15 protein-coding genes are annotated in these 15,443 nt (G+C 71.4%); 5 read left to right on the top strand and 10 right to left on the bottom strand.

The window, feature by feature from the left end:
• The first annotated feature begins 14 nt into the window (after positions 1-14).
• Complete coding sequence (locus CV755_RS15410; protein WP_109280817.1) at positions 15-455, top strand: NUDIX hydrolase; 441 nt, start codon at positions 15-17, stop codon at positions 453-455.
• 287 nt (positions 456-742) lie between these two features.
• Here the strand turns inward: CV755_RS15410 and glnA are convergent, their stop codons facing one another.
• Positions 743-2,152, bottom strand: a complete 1,410-nt coding sequence (gene glnA, locus CV755_RS15405; RefSeq protein ID WP_109280816.1) for a type I glutamate--ammonia ligase — start codon at positions 2,150-2,152, stop codon at positions 743-745.
• Positions 2,153-2,338: 186 nt separating this feature from the next.
• On the opposite strand from glnA, the gene CV755_RS15400 reads away from it, so the two are divergent.
• Positions 2,339-2,806 (top strand): RDD family protein, encoded by a 468-nt coding sequence (locus CV755_RS15400; protein ID WP_109280815.1) that lies wholly within the window; start codon positions 2,339-2,341, stop codon positions 2,804-2,806.
• A gap of 84 nt (positions 2,807-2,890) precedes the next feature.
• On the opposite strand, the gene CV755_RS15395 is transcribed toward CV755_RS15400, so the two are convergent.
• The 4 genes from CV755_RS15395 to lipB all read right to left on the bottom strand — a co-directional run bounded on the left by CV755_RS15395 (position 2,891) and on the right by lipB (position 5,939).
• A complete protein-coding gene (locus tag CV755_RS15395; protein ID WP_109280814.1) occupies positions 2,891-3,574 on the bottom strand; it encodes a DUF4191 domain-containing protein in 684 nt (227 codons plus the stop codon).
• Between the two features lie 10 nt (positions 3,575-3,584).
• Positions 3,585-3,845 (bottom strand): SCO2195 family GlnR-regulated protein, encoded by a 261-nt coding sequence (locus CV755_RS15390; RefSeq protein ID WP_109280813.1) that lies wholly within the window; start codon positions 3,843-3,845, stop codon positions 3,585-3,587.
• A 191-nt stretch (positions 3,846-4,036) separates the two neighbouring features.
• A complete protein-coding gene (gene lipA, locus CV755_RS15385; RefSeq protein ID WP_109280812.1) occupies positions 4,037-4,990 on the bottom strand; it encodes a lipoyl synthase in 954 nt (317 codons plus the stop codon).
• Between the two features lie 166 nt (positions 4,991-5,156).
• Complete coding sequence (gene lipB / locus CV755_RS15380) at positions 5,157-5,939, bottom strand: lipoyl(octanoyl) transferase LipB (RefSeq protein ID WP_109280811.1); 783 nt, start codon at positions 5,937-5,939, stop codon at positions 5,157-5,159.
• Between the two features lie 235 nt (positions 5,940-6,174).
• On the opposite strand from lipB, the gene CV755_RS15375 reads away from it, so the two are divergent.
• Positions 6,175-7,635 (top strand): NsdA family TPR-like regulatory protein, encoded by a 1,461-nt coding sequence (locus tag CV755_RS15375; protein WP_109280810.1) that lies wholly within the window; start codon positions 6,175-6,177, stop codon positions 7,633-7,635.
• A gap of 146 nt (positions 7,636-7,781) precedes the next feature.
• On the opposite strand, the gene CV755_RS15370 is transcribed toward CV755_RS15375, so the two are convergent.
• Complete coding sequence (locus CV755_RS15370) at positions 7,782-9,065, bottom strand: NAD(P)/FAD-dependent oxidoreductase (protein ID WP_109280809.1); 1,284 nt, start codon at positions 9,063-9,065, stop codon at positions 7,782-7,784.
• Positions 9,066-9,322: 257 nt separating this feature from the next.
• On the opposite strand from CV755_RS15370, the gene CV755_RS15365 reads away from it, so the two are divergent.
• Entirely contained in the window at positions 9,323-9,817 is a 495-nt protein-coding gene (locus CV755_RS15365; RefSeq protein WP_109280808.1) for a GNAT family N-acetyltransferase, read from the top strand.
• Between the two features lie 22 nt (positions 9,818-9,839).
• Here CV755_RS15365 and CV755_RS15360 read toward each other — a convergent pair whose 3' ends face one another.
• Positions 9,840-10,376 (bottom strand): DUF4240 domain-containing protein, encoded by a 537-nt coding sequence (locus CV755_RS15360; RefSeq protein ID WP_109280807.1) that lies wholly within the window; start codon positions 10,374-10,376, stop codon positions 9,840-9,842.
• Positions 10,377-10,534: 158 nt separating this feature from the next.
• On the opposite strand from CV755_RS15360, the gene CV755_RS15355 reads away from it, so the two are divergent.
• Positions 10,535-11,458 (top strand): SDR family oxidoreductase, encoded by a 924-nt coding sequence (locus CV755_RS15355; RefSeq protein ID WP_109281886.1) that lies wholly within the window; start codon positions 10,535-10,537, stop codon positions 11,456-11,458.
• Positions 11,459-11,686: 228 nt separating this feature from the next.
• Here the strand turns inward: CV755_RS15355 and CV755_RS15350 are convergent, their stop codons facing one another.
• The 3 genes from CV755_RS15350 to sucB form a co-directional block, all read right to left on the bottom strand.
• Positions 11,687-12,658 carry a helix-turn-helix transcriptional regulator gene (locus CV755_RS15350; protein ID WP_109280806.1) on the bottom strand — a complete coding sequence of 324 codons (972 nt, stop codon included), beginning with the start codon at positions 12,656-12,658 and terminating at the stop codon, positions 11,687-11,689.
• 208 nt (positions 12,659-12,866) lie between these two features.
• Positions 12,867-13,490, bottom strand: a complete 624-nt coding sequence (locus CV755_RS15345; protein ID WP_109280805.1) for a GntR family transcriptional regulator — start codon at positions 13,488-13,490, stop codon at positions 12,867-12,869.
• 132 nt (positions 13,491-13,622) lie between these two features.
• A complete protein-coding gene (gene sucB, locus CV755_RS15340) occupies positions 13,623-15,407 on the bottom strand; it encodes a 2-oxoglutarate dehydrogenase, E2 component, dihydrolipoamide succinyltransferase (protein WP_109280804.1) in 1,785 nt (594 codons plus the stop codon).
• Positions 15,408-15,443: the final 36 nt, after the last annotated feature.

Raw genomic sequence — 15,443 nt, 5'->3', positions numbered from 1 at the left:
TAGGCTCGCTCGCCATGAGCGATGAGGTTCACCGACGAGGCCCGGCCCGCGACGCCGCCGTGGTGGTGGCCCGTGACAAGCAGGGCCTCGTCGCCATCCTGACCGCCAACTTCCCGCGCCACGGCGGCGAGTTCCTGTTTCTGCCCGGCGGCCGACGCGAAGACGGCGAGAGCCCCGAGCAGTGCGCACAGCGAGAACTCCAGGAAGAGGCCGGGATCATCGCCCGGCAGTGGCGGCCCCTGGGCGCCTATGCCATCACCTTGGAGTCCACCGCCCGTGTCCACCTCTACGATGCCCGAGACCTCACCCTCGGCCCGCAGCAACTCACGCCCACCGAAGAAGACTTCAAGCTCTCTTGGTGGCCTCTGGTCGATGCCATCACGGCCGCTGCCGAGGGCCGTTTCCTCCTCCCGGCCGGCCACCTCGCCCTGCTCCTGGCTGAACGGGCCGGATAACGCCCTACCTGCCACACCCGGCACGGCCCGTTGTCCTGCCCCATCGCCGTGATGAGCCGATGGACGGCACCCTCAGCCTTCCTTCACGAGTAAGGGCCGCCGCCTCCTCCCCGGAGACGGCGGCCCTCATGCTCGCATCTGATGATGAGTCAGGTATTGCTGTGGTCGGTGTACACCTGGTGCACAGGACCCTGGAAAACAGCCGGGAGCAGTGAGAACTGCCGAGCAGTGTTTTCCCAGGTCACAGCAGGTTTCCGGGGCTCGCCCCAACTACCCGACCCCACCCTTTAGATGTCGAAGTACAGCTCGAACTCGTGCGGGTGCGGCCGCAGCTGCATCGGTGCGATTTCGTTGACGCGCTTGTAGTCGATCCAGGTCTCGATCAGGTCGGCGGTGAAGACGCCGCCGGCCTGGAGGTACTCGTTGTCGGCCTCCAGGGCCTCCAGGACGGCCGGGAGGGAGGTCGGGACCTGGGGGACGCCGGCGTGCTCCTCGGGGGCGAGCTCGTAGAGGTCCTTGTCGATGGGCTCGGCGGGCTCGATCTTGTTCTTGACGCCGTCCAGGCCGGCCAGGAGGAGGGCGGAGAAGGCCAGGTAGGGGTTGGAGGACGGGTCCGGGGCGCGGAACTCCACGCGCTTGGCCTTGGGGTTGGCGCCGGTGATCGGGATGCGCATGGCGGCCGAGCGGTTGCGCTGCGAGTAGACCAGGTTGACCGGGGCCTCGAAGCCGGGGACCAGGCGGTGGTAGGAGTTCACCGTGGGGTTGGTGAAGGCCAGCAGCGAGGGGGCGTGCTTGAGGATGCCGCCGATGTAGTAGCGGGCGGTGTCGGAGAGGCCCGCGTAGCCCTGCTCGTCGTAGAAGAGGGGCTCGCCGCCGTTCCACAGGGACTGGTGGACATGCATGCCGGAGCCGTTGTCACCGAAGATCGGCTTGGGCATGAAGGTGGCGGTCTTGCCGTTGCGCCAGGCGACGTTCTTCACGATGTACTTGAAGAGCATCAGGTCGTCGGCGGCCGCGAGCAGGGTGTTGAACTTGTAGTTGATCTCGGCCTGGCCGGCCGTGCCGACCTCGTGGTGCTGGCGCTCGACCTGCAGGCCGGCCTTGTTCAGCTCCAGGGAGATCTCCGCGCGCAGGTCCGCGAAGTGGTCCACCGGCGGGGCGGGGAAGTAGCCGCCCTTGTAACGGACCTTGTAGCCGCGGTTGTCCTGGAGGGCACCGGTGTTCCAGGCGCCGGCCTCGGAGTCGATCTCGTAGACCGAGCGGTTGGCGGTGGTCTCGAAGCGGACGCTGTCGAAGACATAGAACTCGGCCTCGGGGCCGAAGTAGGCGGTGTCCGCGATGCCGGTGGAGGCCAGGTACGCCTCGGCCTTCTTGGCCACGTTCCGCGGGTCACGGCTGTACTGCTCGCCGGTGATCGGGTCGTGGATAAAGAAGTTGATGTTGAGCGTCTTGTCGCGGCGGAAGGGGTCCACCCGGGCAGTGGAGAGGTCGGCGCGCAGGGCCATGTCGGACTCGTGGATGGCCTGGAAGCCGCGGATCGACGATCCGTCGAAGGCCAGTTCCTCCGCCGGGTCGAACGCCTCGGCCGGCACCGTGAAGTGCTGCATCACGCCCGGCAGGTCGCAGAACCGTACATCGACGAACTTGACGTCCTCGTCCGCGATGAACTTCTTCGCGTCGTCGGCGTTCTGGAACATCCAACCCTCCTAGCCCGGCCACCATCGGCCGGGGATTGCTTCGGTGGTGCTGCGGCCGACCCTAGAGAGAGCGGATTTCCCGGGCATGACCCAATTGTTTCCATGAGGTTAAGCGGGAGGTGGGCGGGGCGAGGGGAGGACGACCCGGGAGCCGGAGAACGTATGCGGTCGCAGTACCGTTGTCGGGTGGACAAAAGGCAAGCAATCGGTTCGTGGCTCTCTGGTCCCCGCGCGGCCGCGGAGCAGATGGGCGTCGAGTTCGGCTACCGGGGCGAGCGCCTGGGGCTGCCGGAGAGCGGACCGGGCTCGATCGCCCCGCTCGGCCGGCGCTTTGCAGCGATCTTCATCGACTGGGCCCTGTGCCTGCTCATCGGCTTTGGACTGTTCGCCGGCGGAAATATGCAACGGGCCAGCAACTGGGCCCTGTTGATCTTCCTGGTGCTCAGTCTGCTGACGGTCGGCACGGTGGGCTGTACGCCCGGCAAGCGGCTGCTGGGCCTGCGGGTGGTCGGCGAGGCGGGGGGCAGGCTGCCGTTCCCCCGGGCGGCGCTGCGCAGTGTGCTGCTGGCCCTGGCCATTCCGGCGCTGGTCTGGGACCGGGACTCCCGGGGGCTGCACGACCGGCTGGCGCGGGCGGTCCAGGTGCGCGGCTGAGAGCGGCCGAGAGCGGCTGGGAAGACGAGTGCGGGGCGGGACCTTTTCCGGTCCCGCCCCGCACTCGTTTCGGTTGCTCGGAGCTCAGCGGCCCTTGGGCATCCTCATGCCCTTTCCGGGAATCGGACCCTTTGGGATGGGCATATTGCTCATCAGGTCGCCCAGCGCGCGCAGCCGGTCGTTGACCGTGGTGACCTGCGCGCCCGGCAGTACCCGGGGCAGCTTGAGCAGCGTCGTGCGCAGCTTCTTCAGCGGCACCTGACCCTCGCCGTCGCCCACCACGATGTCGTGGACGGGCACGTCCGCGACGATGCGCGCCATCCGCTTCTTCTCGGCGGCCAGCAGGCCCTTGACCCGGTTGGGGTTGCCCTCACCGACCAGCACGATGCCGGCCTTGCCGACGGCCCGGTGCACCACGTCCTGGTTGCGGTTCATGGCCACCGCGGGGGTGGTCGTCCAGCCGCGGCCGATGTTGTCCAGCACCGCGGCGGCGGCGCCCGGCTGGCCCTCCATCTGCCCGAAGGCAGCGCGCTCGGCCCGTCGTCCGAAGACGATCGCCATCGCGAGGAAGGCCAGCAGGAAGCCCAGAATGCCCAGGTAGATCGGGTGATCGATCCAGAAGCCGATGGCGAGAAGGACACCGAAGGTGACAATGCCCACAGCCGCGACGACAAGACCGACCTTGGAATCGACCTTCTTGGTCATCCTGTAGGTCAGGGCGATCTGCTTCAGTCGCCCGGGGTTCTCGGATGTTTCCTTCCTCGCCATAAGGCGAAGTTTACGTGGCCCGCGGGCCCGGGGCCGCCGCGGCCTCCAGCAGGTGCTGTGCCTCCCTGCGGTCCCTGGCCCGGCGGCGGTCCTCCAGCACGGCCGTCCAGGCGTTGCGGCGGGCGGTGCGCTGGCCCCGGCGCATCAGCAGCTCTTCGAGGGCGCGCAGCGCGCCGCTGACCGTGGGAGGCCGTACGAAGAGGGTGGAAGGCAGTGCGGACGGGGCGCGGGTGGCTGTCGCCGTTGTCGGGTCGCCGGGCGCGGCCTGCATGTCGGATTCCCCTCGGAAACGGAAAAACACGGACGGAGCGGTGAGGTGGGGGAGCGCTCGTTGCTGCGGTGCGTGCTTCCATCGTTACCGAAAGGTGTTACCAATGGATGACCTGTTGGTCAAACGCTATGAAACGTTGACGCGGCCCCCGCCGGAGGGCGGGGGCCGCGTCAAGGGCACATCAGGACGCGTCAGGCGGCTGCCTGGCTCCGCCGCTCGATCGCCTGCTGGTAGAGGCGGCCGGCCCGGTAGGAGGAGCGGACCAGCGGGCCGGACATGACCCCGGCGTAGCCGATCTCCTCGGCCTCCTCCTTGAGCTCCACGAACTCCTGCGGCTTGACCCAGCGCTCCACCGGGTGGTGGCGCACCGAGGGGCGCAGGTACTGGGTGATGGTGATCAGCTCGCAGCCCGCGTCATGGAGGTCCTGCAGGGCCTCGCTGATCTCCTCCCGGGTCTCGCCCATGCCCAGGATCAGGTTGGACTTGGTGACCAGGCCGAACTCCCGGGCCTTGGTGATCACTTCAAGGGAGCGCTCATAGCGGAAGCCGGGACGGATGCGCTTGAAGATCCGCGGGACGGTCTCCACATTGTGGGCGAAGACCTCGGGGCGGGACTCGAAGACCTCGGTGAGCAGTTCGGGCACCGCGTTGAAGTCGGGGGCCAGCAGCTCGACCTTGGTGTGGCCGCCCGCGCGGCCGGCGGTCTGGAGGTGGATCTGGCGCACGGTCTCGGCGTACAGCCAGGCGCCGCCGTCCGGCAGGTCGTCGCGGGCGACGCCGGTGATGGTGGCGTAGTTGAGGTCCATGGTGACCACGGACTCGCCCACCCGGCGCGGCTCGTCGCGGTCCAGGGCCTGGGGCTTGCCGGTGTCGATCTGGCAGAAGTCACAGCGCCGGGTGCACTGGTCGCCGCCGATGAGGAAGGTGGCCTCGCGGTCCTCCCAGCACTCATAGATATTGGGGCAGCCCGCCTCCTGGCACACCGTGTGGAGGCCCTCGCGCTTCACCAGGCCGTGGAGCTCCTTGTACTCCGGGCCCATCTTGGCGCGGGTCTTGATCCACTCGGGCTTGCGCTCAATGGGGGTCTGGCTGTTGCGGACCTCCAAGCGCAGCATCTTGCGTCCGTCGGGTGCGACAGCGGACACTCCGGCTCCCTATGGCTTCGATTCTTCGGCGGACACCAGGGTACGCCCGTTCGTTCGTACGTCTTGCGCTCGGGGAACCTGTGAGGCGTCGGGCGCATTCCGCTCGCGCGGATAAGTCGCGGGTAGAAATCCGTCGGGATACTCGGCAGGGTTCGCCTGACGGGTCTCAGACGGCGCGCGGGAGGGGCTCCTGGCTCTCCAGGACCTCATGAAGGTGCTTCTCCACCAGGGGCACCACCTCCTGGACGGTCACCTCGCGGCCCAGCTCATTGGAGAGCGAGGTCACACCGGCGTCCCGGATGCCGCAGGGGACGATGCGGTCGAACCAGGTGTTGTCCGGGTTGCAGTTGAGGGCGAAGCCATGCATGGAGACGCCCTTGGCGATGCGGATGCCGATGGCCGCCAGCTTGCGGTCCTCGCGGCGCTGGCCCGCGTTGGAGGGGGCGTACTCGGGGCCGTTGAGGCGGGGGTCGAACTCCTCGTCCGCCAGCCGGGGGTCGAAGTCCAGGTCGAGACCCGGGATGGCGGGGCGCTGGTCCAGTGGGTCGCCGAGGACCCAGACGCCGCTGCGGCCCTCCACCCGGGTGGTCTCAAGGCCCAGCTCGGCGCAGGTGCGGATCAGGGCCTCCTCCAGGCGCCGGACGTGGGCGATCACATCCACCGGGCGGGGCAGCTTGAGGATGGGATAGCCGACCAGCTGGCCGGGGCCATGCCAGGTGATCTTGCCGCCGCGGTCCACATCGACCACCGGGGTCCCGTCCAGGGGGCGCTCGCTGGGCTCAGTGCGCCGTCCGGCGGTGTAGACCGCCGGGTGCTCCAGCAGCAGACAGGTGTCCGGAATCTCGTCGGCGAAGCGAGCGGCGTGCACCCTTCGCTGCTCCTGCCAGGCCTCCTGGTACTCGACGGCGTCCGTCCCGAATCCCAGGTGGACAAAGCGCAGCTCACTCACGGCAGCTCCTCTTCGGACCTTTTCGAACCCTGCCACTGTACGGCGGCGGTCCCAAAGCGCTGCGGGCGCGTCCGTCGCAAGATCGGCTGCTGGCGGTTTCCGTGCCTATTTGATCTGTCTTTGATCTGTCCTCACACGATCGGATGAATGCGGGGCGAAGGCGGCGTTCAGGGCGTCGGGGACCGCTAAATTCACGCCGTTCCCAGAATGGCGATCAGGGAGACCGGGCAGGTTGATGACGGAACGACCCCCACAGCGCATTCCCAACCGCCAGCTCGCCGCGCTTATCGCGGAGGCCGGCTTCTCCAACGCGGGGCTCGCACGTCGCGTCGATCAATTAGGGCTGGAGCACGGCCTCGACCTGCGCTACGACAAGACCTCGGTCACCCGCTGGCTGCGGGGCCAGCAACCGCGCGGCACCACCCCGGCGCTGATCGCCGAGGTCTTCACCCGGCGGCTGGGCCGGCGGCTGTCCGCCCAGGATCTGGGGCTGGACGCCTGCGCTCCGGTGTACGCCGGGCTGGAATTCGCCGCCTCACCCGCCGAGGCCATTGACATCGTCAGCGGGTTGTGGCGCAAGGACTCCGGCAGCCATACCGAGCTGCGGAAGATCGCGTTCACCCCGGCCGGACTGGTGGTGCCCAGCCGGGACTGGCTGATCGGGCGGGCGGACGACCGGGTGGCGCGCAATGCCACCCCCGCGCCGGGCGCGGGCGGCACCAGCGCCCCGGCGTCCGGTACGGCGCCACCGCCCCGGGCCGCGGTGCCGCGCCAGCGGGCGGACCGTTCCCCCGGCGGACGGGTCACGATGGGGGACATCGCGGCCCTGCGCTCGGTGGGCGAGCTCTTCCGCACGCTGGACCACGCCTATGGCGGCGGGCATGCCCGCCAGGCCCTGGTGCGCTACCTGGAGCACGAGGCCGAGCCGATGCTGCGCGGCACCTATGGGGAGACCACCGGGCGGCGGCTGTTCGGCGCGGCGGCGGATCTGACCCGGCTGGCCGGGTGGACCTCCTATGACATCGCCGCGCACGGTCTGGCCCAGCGCTACTACGTACAGGCGCTGCGGCTGGCCCAGGCGGCCGGGGACCGGGCCTATGGCAGCTATGTCCTGGTGACCATGAGCCGGCAGGCGGTCTATCTGGGGCACGGCCGGGAGGCGGTGCAGCTGGCCAGGGTCGCCCAGCAGGGCGTGGGCTCCGGCGCCCCGCCGGTGGTGCAGTCGCTGCTGCACGCGGTGGAGGCGCGCGGGAATGCGGTGCTGGGCGAGGTACGGGCCTGTTCCGCCTCCATGGCCAGGGCCGAGCGGGCGCTGGAGGCCGCGCGGCCGGGCGACGAGGTGCCGTACTGGATCCGCTTCCATGACGAGGCCCAGCTGGCGGACGACTTCGCGCACTGCCACCGGGATCTCCAGCAGTGGCGGGCGGCCGCCCAGCACGCCGAGCGCTCCCTGCAACTGCGCAGTCCCGCCTATGCGCGCAGCCGGCTGTTCTGCCGGGTGGTGCTGGGCTGTGCCCGGCTGGGGCTGGGCGAGCTGGAGCAGGCCTGCGCCCTGGGGGCGGAGGCCGCCGCGGCGGCCGCGGAGATGCGGTCGGTACGGGCAGTGGAGTACGTCCGTGACTTCGAGCGGCGGCTGGAGCCGTATCGGGATGCGGCGGCGGTGCGGGCCTATCGGGAGAAAGTGGCTGCTCTTTAGGGGTGGGGGTGGCTTGGCTGCCCCCACCCGGGGGGCGGTGCCGGCTTGACCGTCAGGGGTGTTGTTGTTCGGGTGCGGGTTGTTGGTGGCTGGTCGCGCAGTTCCCCGCGCCCCTGAGGTGCCCCCCGTGAAGGGGCGTTGAGGGGTCAGGCCGCGCGGAGGGTCGGTGCGCCGTAGCCGGGGCGGATGCCCAGGTCTCGGAGCAGGGCGTGGGCCGCGCGGCGGCCGGAGAACAGGGCGCCCTGGACCGTACTGGTGTCCCGGTGGTCGCCGCAGACATAGAGGCCGGAGAGCAGCCGCACCGGCCGCCGGGCGTCATGGGGCGCGGGCATGGCCGGTACCGCGTCCGGATCGTGGTGCCCGGCGAGCAGTTCGAAGTCGCCGGGGGAGAGGTCGTAGACCCGGGCCAGCTGGGCGCGGGCCGCCCGGTCCAGCTCGGTCAGCGGGATCCCGGCGGCAGCGCCCAGCACGGTGGAGGTCACCAGGGTCCGTCCGGCGGGGGCGCGTGCGGGGTCCACCTCGCTGGCGACGGTGGTGTGGGCCACCGGTCCGCCGCGTCCGGCGGTGAGGATCAGCGAGGCGTCCCGGGCCGGCGGGCCGGCCGTGGTGTGGTGCAGCACGGTCACCGGGTGGAAGTCCGGCAGCCGCAGCCCGGGCAGCAGTTCGGCGGCGTCCCGGGCGCCGGTGGCGATGACCACCGAGCGGCAGGAGAAGACGCCGTGCTCCGCGGTGGTCACCGAGGTGGTGCAGGCCGAGACGGCCTGGACCCCGGTGCGTACCGTCCCCGGCGGCAGCAGGGCCGCCAGCAGCCCGGGCAGTGTGGCCGCGCCGCCCGCGGGCATGCACAGCCGGCCACGGGCGAAGCCGCGCAGCACCAGGTCGGCGCAGCGGCTGGAGGTGGTGAGCTCCGGATCGGAGAGCAGCGAGGCCAGCAGGGGGCGCAGAAAGCCCTCCACGGTACGGGCGGGCAGGCCCCGGCCGGCCAGGGTGGCCGCGGTGGGACGGTCCGGGCGGGCCAGCATCCGCTCCACCGGCTGGGCGGCCAGCCGGGCCAGCGCCGTGCTCAGCCGTGCCTGGTCCAGGCCGGTGGTACGGGAGCGGGCCAGCGCCCGGGCAGTGCTGAAGGCCCGCTTGGCGCCGCCGATGCGGTGGTTGCGGCCGTCGGCGTGCACCAGCACCCCGGGGATGAACGGCCGCAGAGTCAAGCCGCCGAGGCCGGGTGCGCGCAGCAGGTCGGGATAGGAGGTGTTGAGCAGCTGGCCGGAGCGGTCCAGGCGGAAGCCGTCCACCTGGTCCGTGGCCATCCGGCCGCCCGGCCGCGGGGCGGCCTCCAGTACCGTGACGGTGACTCCGGCGCTGGTGAGCTGATGCGCCGCGGAGAGGCCGGCCAGTCCGGCTCCCACAATGACGACATCGGCATGCTGTGCCACGTGCCCTCCCGGGGTGTCGGTCCGCTCGCTCGGGGGCCTGATGCCCTCAACCGACGGGGACGATGCGCGAGTTGGCCTCGACCGTAGAGAGAATTCCGGTCAATAACAGTCGCGCACGGCAAGAGCACGGTCGCATGACGGTCGCACGGTGGGCTTCGGTGGGCGTCAAGGAGCGCCGTGCGTACGGCGCGTGCGGCGCGGGGATCTTCGCCGTGCGGTCCATGGTGCCGGGGGATCCCGGGGGGAACACTGGGCGCATGAGTCAACTGACAGTAAGGGCCGCCACATTGGCGGACGAGGCCGCGCTGGCCGAGATGGACCGGCGGTGCTGGTCGCCCCGGCATGCGGTGGGGCCCCGGCCGGAGGCGCCGTACCCGCCATTCTTCGGTGAAGGCGACCGGCCCGAGCGGGTGCTGGTCGGTGAGGTGGCGGGGACGGTCGCGGGGTATGCGCGGTTCACCACTCCGGTGCCGGTGCCATCCAATGCCCATGTGCGGCAGATCCAGGGGCTGTTGGTGGATAACCGGTTCCGCGGGCTGGGGCTGGCGCGGTCGTTGCTCGGCGCGGTGGTGGCGGAGGCACGGCGGGAGGGGGCGCGGCGGCTCACGCTCCGGGTCCTGGGCGGGAACACGGCCGCCCGGCGGCTCTATGAGACGGAGGGGTTCGTCCAGGAGGGGCTGCTGCCGGGGGAGTTCTTCCTGGACGGGGAGTATGTGGACGATGTGCTGATGGGGCGGGCGCTGGTGCCTTAGCTCTTGCCGGGAAGGTGGGCGTTCAGGCCCGGAAGCGGTCCCAGAGGGCGGGCAGGCGCTCGGCGAGTGCCGCGTCGTCCTCCAGGTTGACGGGGGTGCCCAGCGGCTCCGGCGGCTGGGGCGGCAGCCCCAGGTCCGGGGTTTCGGTACCGGTGAGCTGCTCGTACGCCTCGTCGGCCGCGAATCCCAGGTCTTCACCGTCGCCGTCCACCTCCGGGTCGAAGTCCTCCAGGAGTTCCGCCAGGTTGTCCGGATCGTGCACCGCGCCCTCGAAGAGCTTCCGGCCCTGGCCGATCAGCCAGCAGCGGAAGCAGTCGAAGGCGTCGTCGTCGGCGCCGCCGGCGCTCCCGGAGCCGTCCAGCAGGATGGCGGCCGCCGCCCGGAGGTCCCAGAGGTTGGCGCGGTTGTAGCGCGCCTCGAAGTGCCGGGCGAAGTCCAGCACGCCGTCCGGATCGAGCTGGAGGAGCCGGTCCACCAGGGCGTCCGCCTGCGCCACGGCATCGCCGCCGGCGGTCTCGCGGGCGCTGTCGATCAGTTCCCAGAACTCCGTCTCGTCCATCACGCCAACAGCATCCGTCGTCCGGGCGGTGGGCGCACGTGGAGGGGGCGGGAAGCGGCCTCGCAAGCGCTCTTTAGCGGCCTCGCAAGCGCTCTTTGCGGAGGGCGTTCCGGAATACCCGACAGAAGGTGTCCGGTATCGGTGGCAGGGTGCGGCGCATGGAGACGACGGAGCAGGTACTCAAGGGAAAGGTGGCCCTGGTCGCGGGCGCCACGCGGGGCGCGGGACGGGCCATGGCGGTGGAGCTGGGCCGGGCCGGGGCGGTGGTGTACGCCACCGGGCGCACCACCCGGGAGCGGCGCAGCGAGGTCAACCGGCCGGAGACCATCGAGGAAACGGCCGAACTGGTGACCGCGGCGGGCGGCACGGGGATCGCGGTGCCGGTGGACCATCTGGTGCCGGAGCAGGTGGCGGCGCTGGTCGAACGCATCGACCGGGAGCAGGGGCGGCTGGACATCCTGGTCAATGACGTCTGGGGCGGCGACCATCTGCTGAAGTTCGGTCAGAAGGCGTGGGAGGCGGACCTCCGGGACGGGCTGCGGATGATCCGGCTGTCCATTGACGCGCACGCCATCACCAGTCACTGTGCCCTGCCGCTGCTGATCCGGCGGCCGGGCGGGTTGCTGGTGGAGATCACCGATGGCACGGAGGAGGCCAATACCGCGCACTACCGGGAGCTGTTCTTCCTGGACCTGGCCAAGTACGGCCCCATCCGGATGGCCTGGAGCCTGTCCCATGAGCTCAGGGAGTACGGGGGGACGGCGGTCTGTCTGAGCCCGGGCTTTCTGCGGTCGGAGGAGATGCTGGATCACTTCGGGGTGCGGGAGGAGAACTGGCGGGACGCGGTGGCGAAGGAGCCGCACTTCGCCATCGCGGAGTCGCCGGTGTTTGTGGCCCGGGCGCTGGTGGCCCTGGCCGCGGATCCCGACCGGCAGCGGTGGAGCGGGAAGTCGGTGTTCAGCGGGGACCTGGCGAAGGTTTATGGCTTCACGGATGTGGATGGGTCGCGGCCGGATGTGGCCGGGTACTTCGAGGAGGTGGTGCATGGGGGGAGGGCTGCCTCGGCGGAGGATTACCGGTAGGGGGCGGGTGTATTTGGGTGCGTTCCCGGGTGCGGGTTTCGGGGTGGTTGCTCGCGCAGTTCCCCGCGCCCCTGGGGATGGGGGCGGCCCGCTGGTTGTGTGGCTGCGGGTAGTTGGGGGTTGCTCGCGCAGTTCCTCGCGCCCCTGAGGGGGACCCGCGCCCCGTAAGGGGCGCGGGCAACTGTGCGACAAGCCACGGACGGCCCGCAGCCGGTGGAGCCGGCCCCGTCAGGGGCCCTCGTACAGCGCCGCGCTGCGGCTCGCCGCCCGGGCGAACCGGGCCCGGAGTTCCGGGGGTTGGAGGATTTCCGCCTCCGGGCCCAGGGCGAGGAGCTGTTCGTAGGCGACGGGAAGGGACTCCACGGGCAGGGTGACCGTGATCCGCCCCTGTCCGTCGGGGGCCTCGGCAGCGGCCACCGACTCCTCCGCGGCCGCGCGGTCGGTCACCTGAGGCAGGCGGCGGGCGCCCTCGGGCGTCAGGCGGAGCACCACCCGTTCCCGGAGCAGTGAGCGGGCGAAGCGCGCGGCGTGGTCGTCCCAGAAGGCGGCGAGGTCGAAGTCCCCGTCGCGGCGGAAGCGTTCGGCGGAGACGGCCACCGAGGAGAAGCGGTCCACCCGGTAGGTGCGGTAGCCGGTGTCCACCCGGGCGGCCAGGTACCAGATGCCCGCCTTGAGGACCAGACCGTACGGCTCCAGCCGGCGCTCCACCTCCTTGTCGCGGCGGCGGTAGGCGGCGGTGATGACGCGGTCGTCCCAGACCGCGTCGGCGAGCGTGGCCAGCAGGGCGGGCGGGTCGGCGGGCTGCCACCAGCCGGGGGCGTCCAGATGGAAGCGCTGGGCCGCGCTCGCGGGAGCATCGCCCAGTTCGGGCAGCAGGGCCGCGGAGACCTTCAGACGGGCGGCGGAGGCGGCGTCGGCCAGGCCCATATCGCGCAGGGCGGTGGGGACTCCGGAGAGGAAGAGCGCCTCGGCCTCGGTGCGCCCCAGGCCGGTGAGCCGGGTGCGGTAGCCGCCGACCAGGCGGTAGCCGCCGGTGCGGCCGCGGTCGGCGTAGACCGGGATCCCGGCCTCGGAGAGGGCGAGGACGTCCCGGGCGACGGTGCGCTCGGAGACCTCCAGCTGCTGGGCCAGCTCGGCGCCGGTCATGGACGACCGGGACTGGAGCAGCAGCACCAGCTTGATCAGTCGGGCCGCTCGCATCCCTCCATGATGGGGGCGGACGACAGGACTCCGTGCGCCGGCCAGGGCAACGGATGACGTACGGGCCCTGTCGTCGGTACCCCTGAGCCGCGCCCCGACACAGGACAGGGCGGTCGAGTGCGGCTCCGGCGGAGACGATACGCCTCTGATCGATGATCGATCAATCCCGCGTAAAGAATTCTTTGAAACGGGAACCGGAACCGGCCGTTCAGATGCGTGGGGCGCAGCCCAGCACATGGGTCTTGAGGACCTCGCCGATGTCCGGGTCCCGGCGCCGGAAGGCGGCCACCAGCCGGGCGTGCTCCTCGGCCTGCGGCCAGGGCTCCGGGCTCAGCCAGCGGATGGAGAGAGTGGTCCAGACCTCGATGCCCAGCGACTCCCAGGTGTGCAGCAGCACACTGTTGCCCGCGGCACGGACGATCTCCCGGTGGAAGGCCACGGTGTGCCGGACCTGGGCCTCGCCGTCGGCGGTGCGGTCCGCCTCGCACAGCGCCGCCACCTCGCGGTCCAGCGCGGAGGCATCCTCGGCCAGCGCCCCGGCGGCCAGTTCGGCGGCCACCTGCTCCAGGCCGGCCCGTACCGGGTAGCTCTCGCGCAGGTCGGCGGGGGTCAGTTCGCGTACCCGGACGCCCTTGTTGGGGGCCGACTCGATCAGGCGGAGCGATTCCAGCTCGCGCAGCGCCTCGCGGACCGGCGTCTGGCTCACCAGCAGCTCGGCGGCGATCCGGCGCTCGACGATCCGCTCGCCCGGCTGCCAGCGGCCGCTGACGATCCCCTCCAGGATGTGCTCGCGGATCTGCTCGCGCAGCGAGTGGACGACGGGTGGTGACATGGGCGCTCCTAGCGGGCGGGTGAACGGGGTCATTATCCCGGCATGTCACAAGGGCGCGGCCCCGGCTCGTAGCGAGTACGAAGCCGGGGCCGCGCCCTTGAGGACCTGCGACGATCGCGGGAGTGGCGGGAGTTACAGACCGATCTCGGTCTCGAACTCGGCGGCCTCCAGGATCGCCTTGACCGTGGTCAGGTAGCGGGCCGCGTCGGCGCCGTCCACCAGACGGTGGTCGTAGGAGAGCGACAGGTAGGTCATGTCGCGGACACCGATGTTGGTGCCCTCCTCCGTCTCGATGACCACGGGGCGCTTGACGGTGGCGCCGATGCCCAGGATGGCGACCTGGTTCGGGGGCACGATCACCGTGTCGAACAGCGCACCGCGCGAGCCGGTGTTGCTGATGGTGAAGGTCGCGCCGGACATCTCGTCCGGGCTGATCTTGCCGGTGCGGACCTTGCCGGCCAGCTCCGCGGTCTTCTTGGCGATGCCCGCGATGTTGAGGTCACCCGCACCCTTGATGACCGGGGTCATCAGGCCCTTCTCGGAGTCCACGGCGATGCCGACGTTCTCCGAGTCGAAGTAGGTGATGGTGCCCTCGTCCTCGTTGATCCGGGCGTTGATGACCGGGTGGGCCTTCAGCGCCTGGACGGCGGCCTTGACGAAGAACGGCATCGGGGACAGCTTGACGCCCTCGCGGGCGGCGAACGCGTCCTTGGCCTTGCCGCGCATCCGCATGATCTTGGTGATGTCCACCTCGACCACGGAGGTCAGCTGAGCCTGGCCGTGCAGCGCCTTCATCATGTTGTCGGCGATGACCTTGCGCATCCGCGGCATCTTGACGGTCTGGCCGCGCAGCGGCGAGACCTCCAGCGCCGGGGCGGCCTTGGCGGCCGGAGCCGGGGCGGCGGCGGCCGGGGCGGCGGCCGGAGCCTTGGCGGCCTCGGCGGCGGCGATGACGTCCTGCTTGCGGATGCGGCCACCGACGCCGGTGCCCTGGACCGAGGAGAGGTTGACACCGCTCTCGGCCGCCAGCTTGCGCACCAGCGGGGTGACATACGCGCCCTCGGTGGTGGCCGTGGCGGCCGGGGCCGGGGCGGCGGCGGGCGCCGGTGCCGGAGCCGGGGCGGGCGCCGGAGCCGGGGCGGCGGCCGGAGCCGGCGCGGGAGCCGGAGCAGCGGCCGGGGCCGGGGCCGGAGCCGGCGCGGGGGCCGGGGCGGCGGCGGGAGCCGGAGCCGGGGCGGGCGCGGCAGCCGGGGCCGGAGCGGCCGGGGCGGCGGCCGGGGCCGGAGCGGCACCGGCGGCGCCGATCACCGCCAGCTTGGCGCCGACCTCGGCGGTCTCGTCCTCGCCGACCAGGATCTCCAGCAGGGTGCCGGAGACGGGGGCGGGGATCTCGGTGTCCACCTTGTCGGTGGAGACCTCCAGCAGCGGCTCGTCGGCCTCGACCGACTCGCCGACCTCCTTCAGCCAGCGGGTGACGGTGCCCTCGGTGACCGACTCGCCCAGCGCGGGCAGCACAACGTCGGTGCCGGTGGCGCCACCGGCCGGGGCGGCGGCGGCGGGGGCCGGGGCGGGCTCGGCCGGAGCGGCCGGGGCCTCGGCGGCGGGCGCCGGGGCCGGAGCCGCGGCGGGGGCCTCGGCGGCGGCAGCGGCCGGGGCGGGGGCAGCGGCGGGGGCGCCGGTGCCGTCGTCGATGATGGCCAGCTCCGAGCCGACCTCGACCGTCTCGTCCTCGGCCACCTTGATGGAGGCGAGGATCCCGGACGCCGGGGCGGGGATCTCGGTATCGACCTTGTCGGTGGAGACCTCGAGCAGCGGCTCGTCGGCCTCCACTCGCTCACCCTCGGCCTTGAGCCAGCGGGTGACGGTGCCCTCGGACACGCTCTCGCCGAGCGCCGGCAGGGTTACGGAAACCGCCATGGTGCGGTTGCTCCTTACGAGTAGTGCGGATGGTGG

Origin of the sequence: Streptomyces orinoci (assembly GCF_003121295.1) — a bacterium.
Taxonomy (GTDB): domain Bacteria; phylum Actinomycetota; class Actinomycetes; order Streptomycetales; family Streptomycetaceae; genus Streptomyces; species Streptomyces orinoci.
Note: the sequence above shows the minus strand (reverse complement) of the source record. Positions and strands in the feature narration are given on the sequence as shown.

Bases quoted from the DNA above. Each gene is read 5' to 3' on its own strand.
- CV755_RS15410 (WP_109280817.1), top strand. From the start codon at position 15: ATGAGCGATGAGGTTCACCGACGAGGCCCGGCCCGCGACGCCGCCGTG.
- glnA (WP_109280816.1), bottom strand. From the start codon at position 2,152: ATGTTCCAGAACGCCGACGACGCGAAGAAGTTCATCGCGGACGAGGAC.
- CV755_RS15395 (WP_109280814.1), bottom strand. From the start codon at position 3,574: ATGGCGAGGAAGGAAACATCCGAGAACCCCGGGCGACTGAAGCAGATC.
- CV755_RS15390 (WP_109280813.1), bottom strand. From the start codon at position 3,845: ATGCAGGCCGCGCCCGGCGACCCGACAACGGCGACAGCCACCCGCGCC.
- CV755_RS15375 (WP_109280810.1), top strand. From the start codon at position 6,175: ATGACGGAACGACCCCCACAGCGCATTCCCAACCGCCAGCTCGCCGCG.
- CV755_RS15365 (WP_109280808.1), top strand. From the start codon at position 9,323: ATGAGTCAACTGACAGTAAGGGCCGCCACATTGGCGGACGAGGCCGCG.
- CV755_RS15360 (WP_109280807.1), bottom strand. From the start codon at position 10,376: ATGGACGAGACGGAGTTCTGGGAACTGATCGACAGCGCCCGCGAGACC.
- CV755_RS15355 (WP_109281886.1), top strand. From the start codon at position 10,535: ATGGAGACGACGGAGCAGGTACTCAAGGGAAAGGTGGCCCTGGTCGCG.
- CV755_RS15350 (WP_109280806.1), bottom strand. From the start codon at position 12,658: ATGCGAGCGGCCCGACTGATCAAGCTGGTGCTGCTGCTCCAGTCCCGG.
- CV755_RS15345 (WP_109280805.1), bottom strand. From the start codon at position 13,490: ATGTCACCACCCGTCGTCCACTCGCTGCGCGAGCAGATCCGCGAGCAC.
- sucB (WP_109280804.1), bottom strand. From the start codon at position 15,407: ATGGCGGTTTCCGTAACCCTGCCGGCGCTCGGCGAGAGCGTGTCCGAG.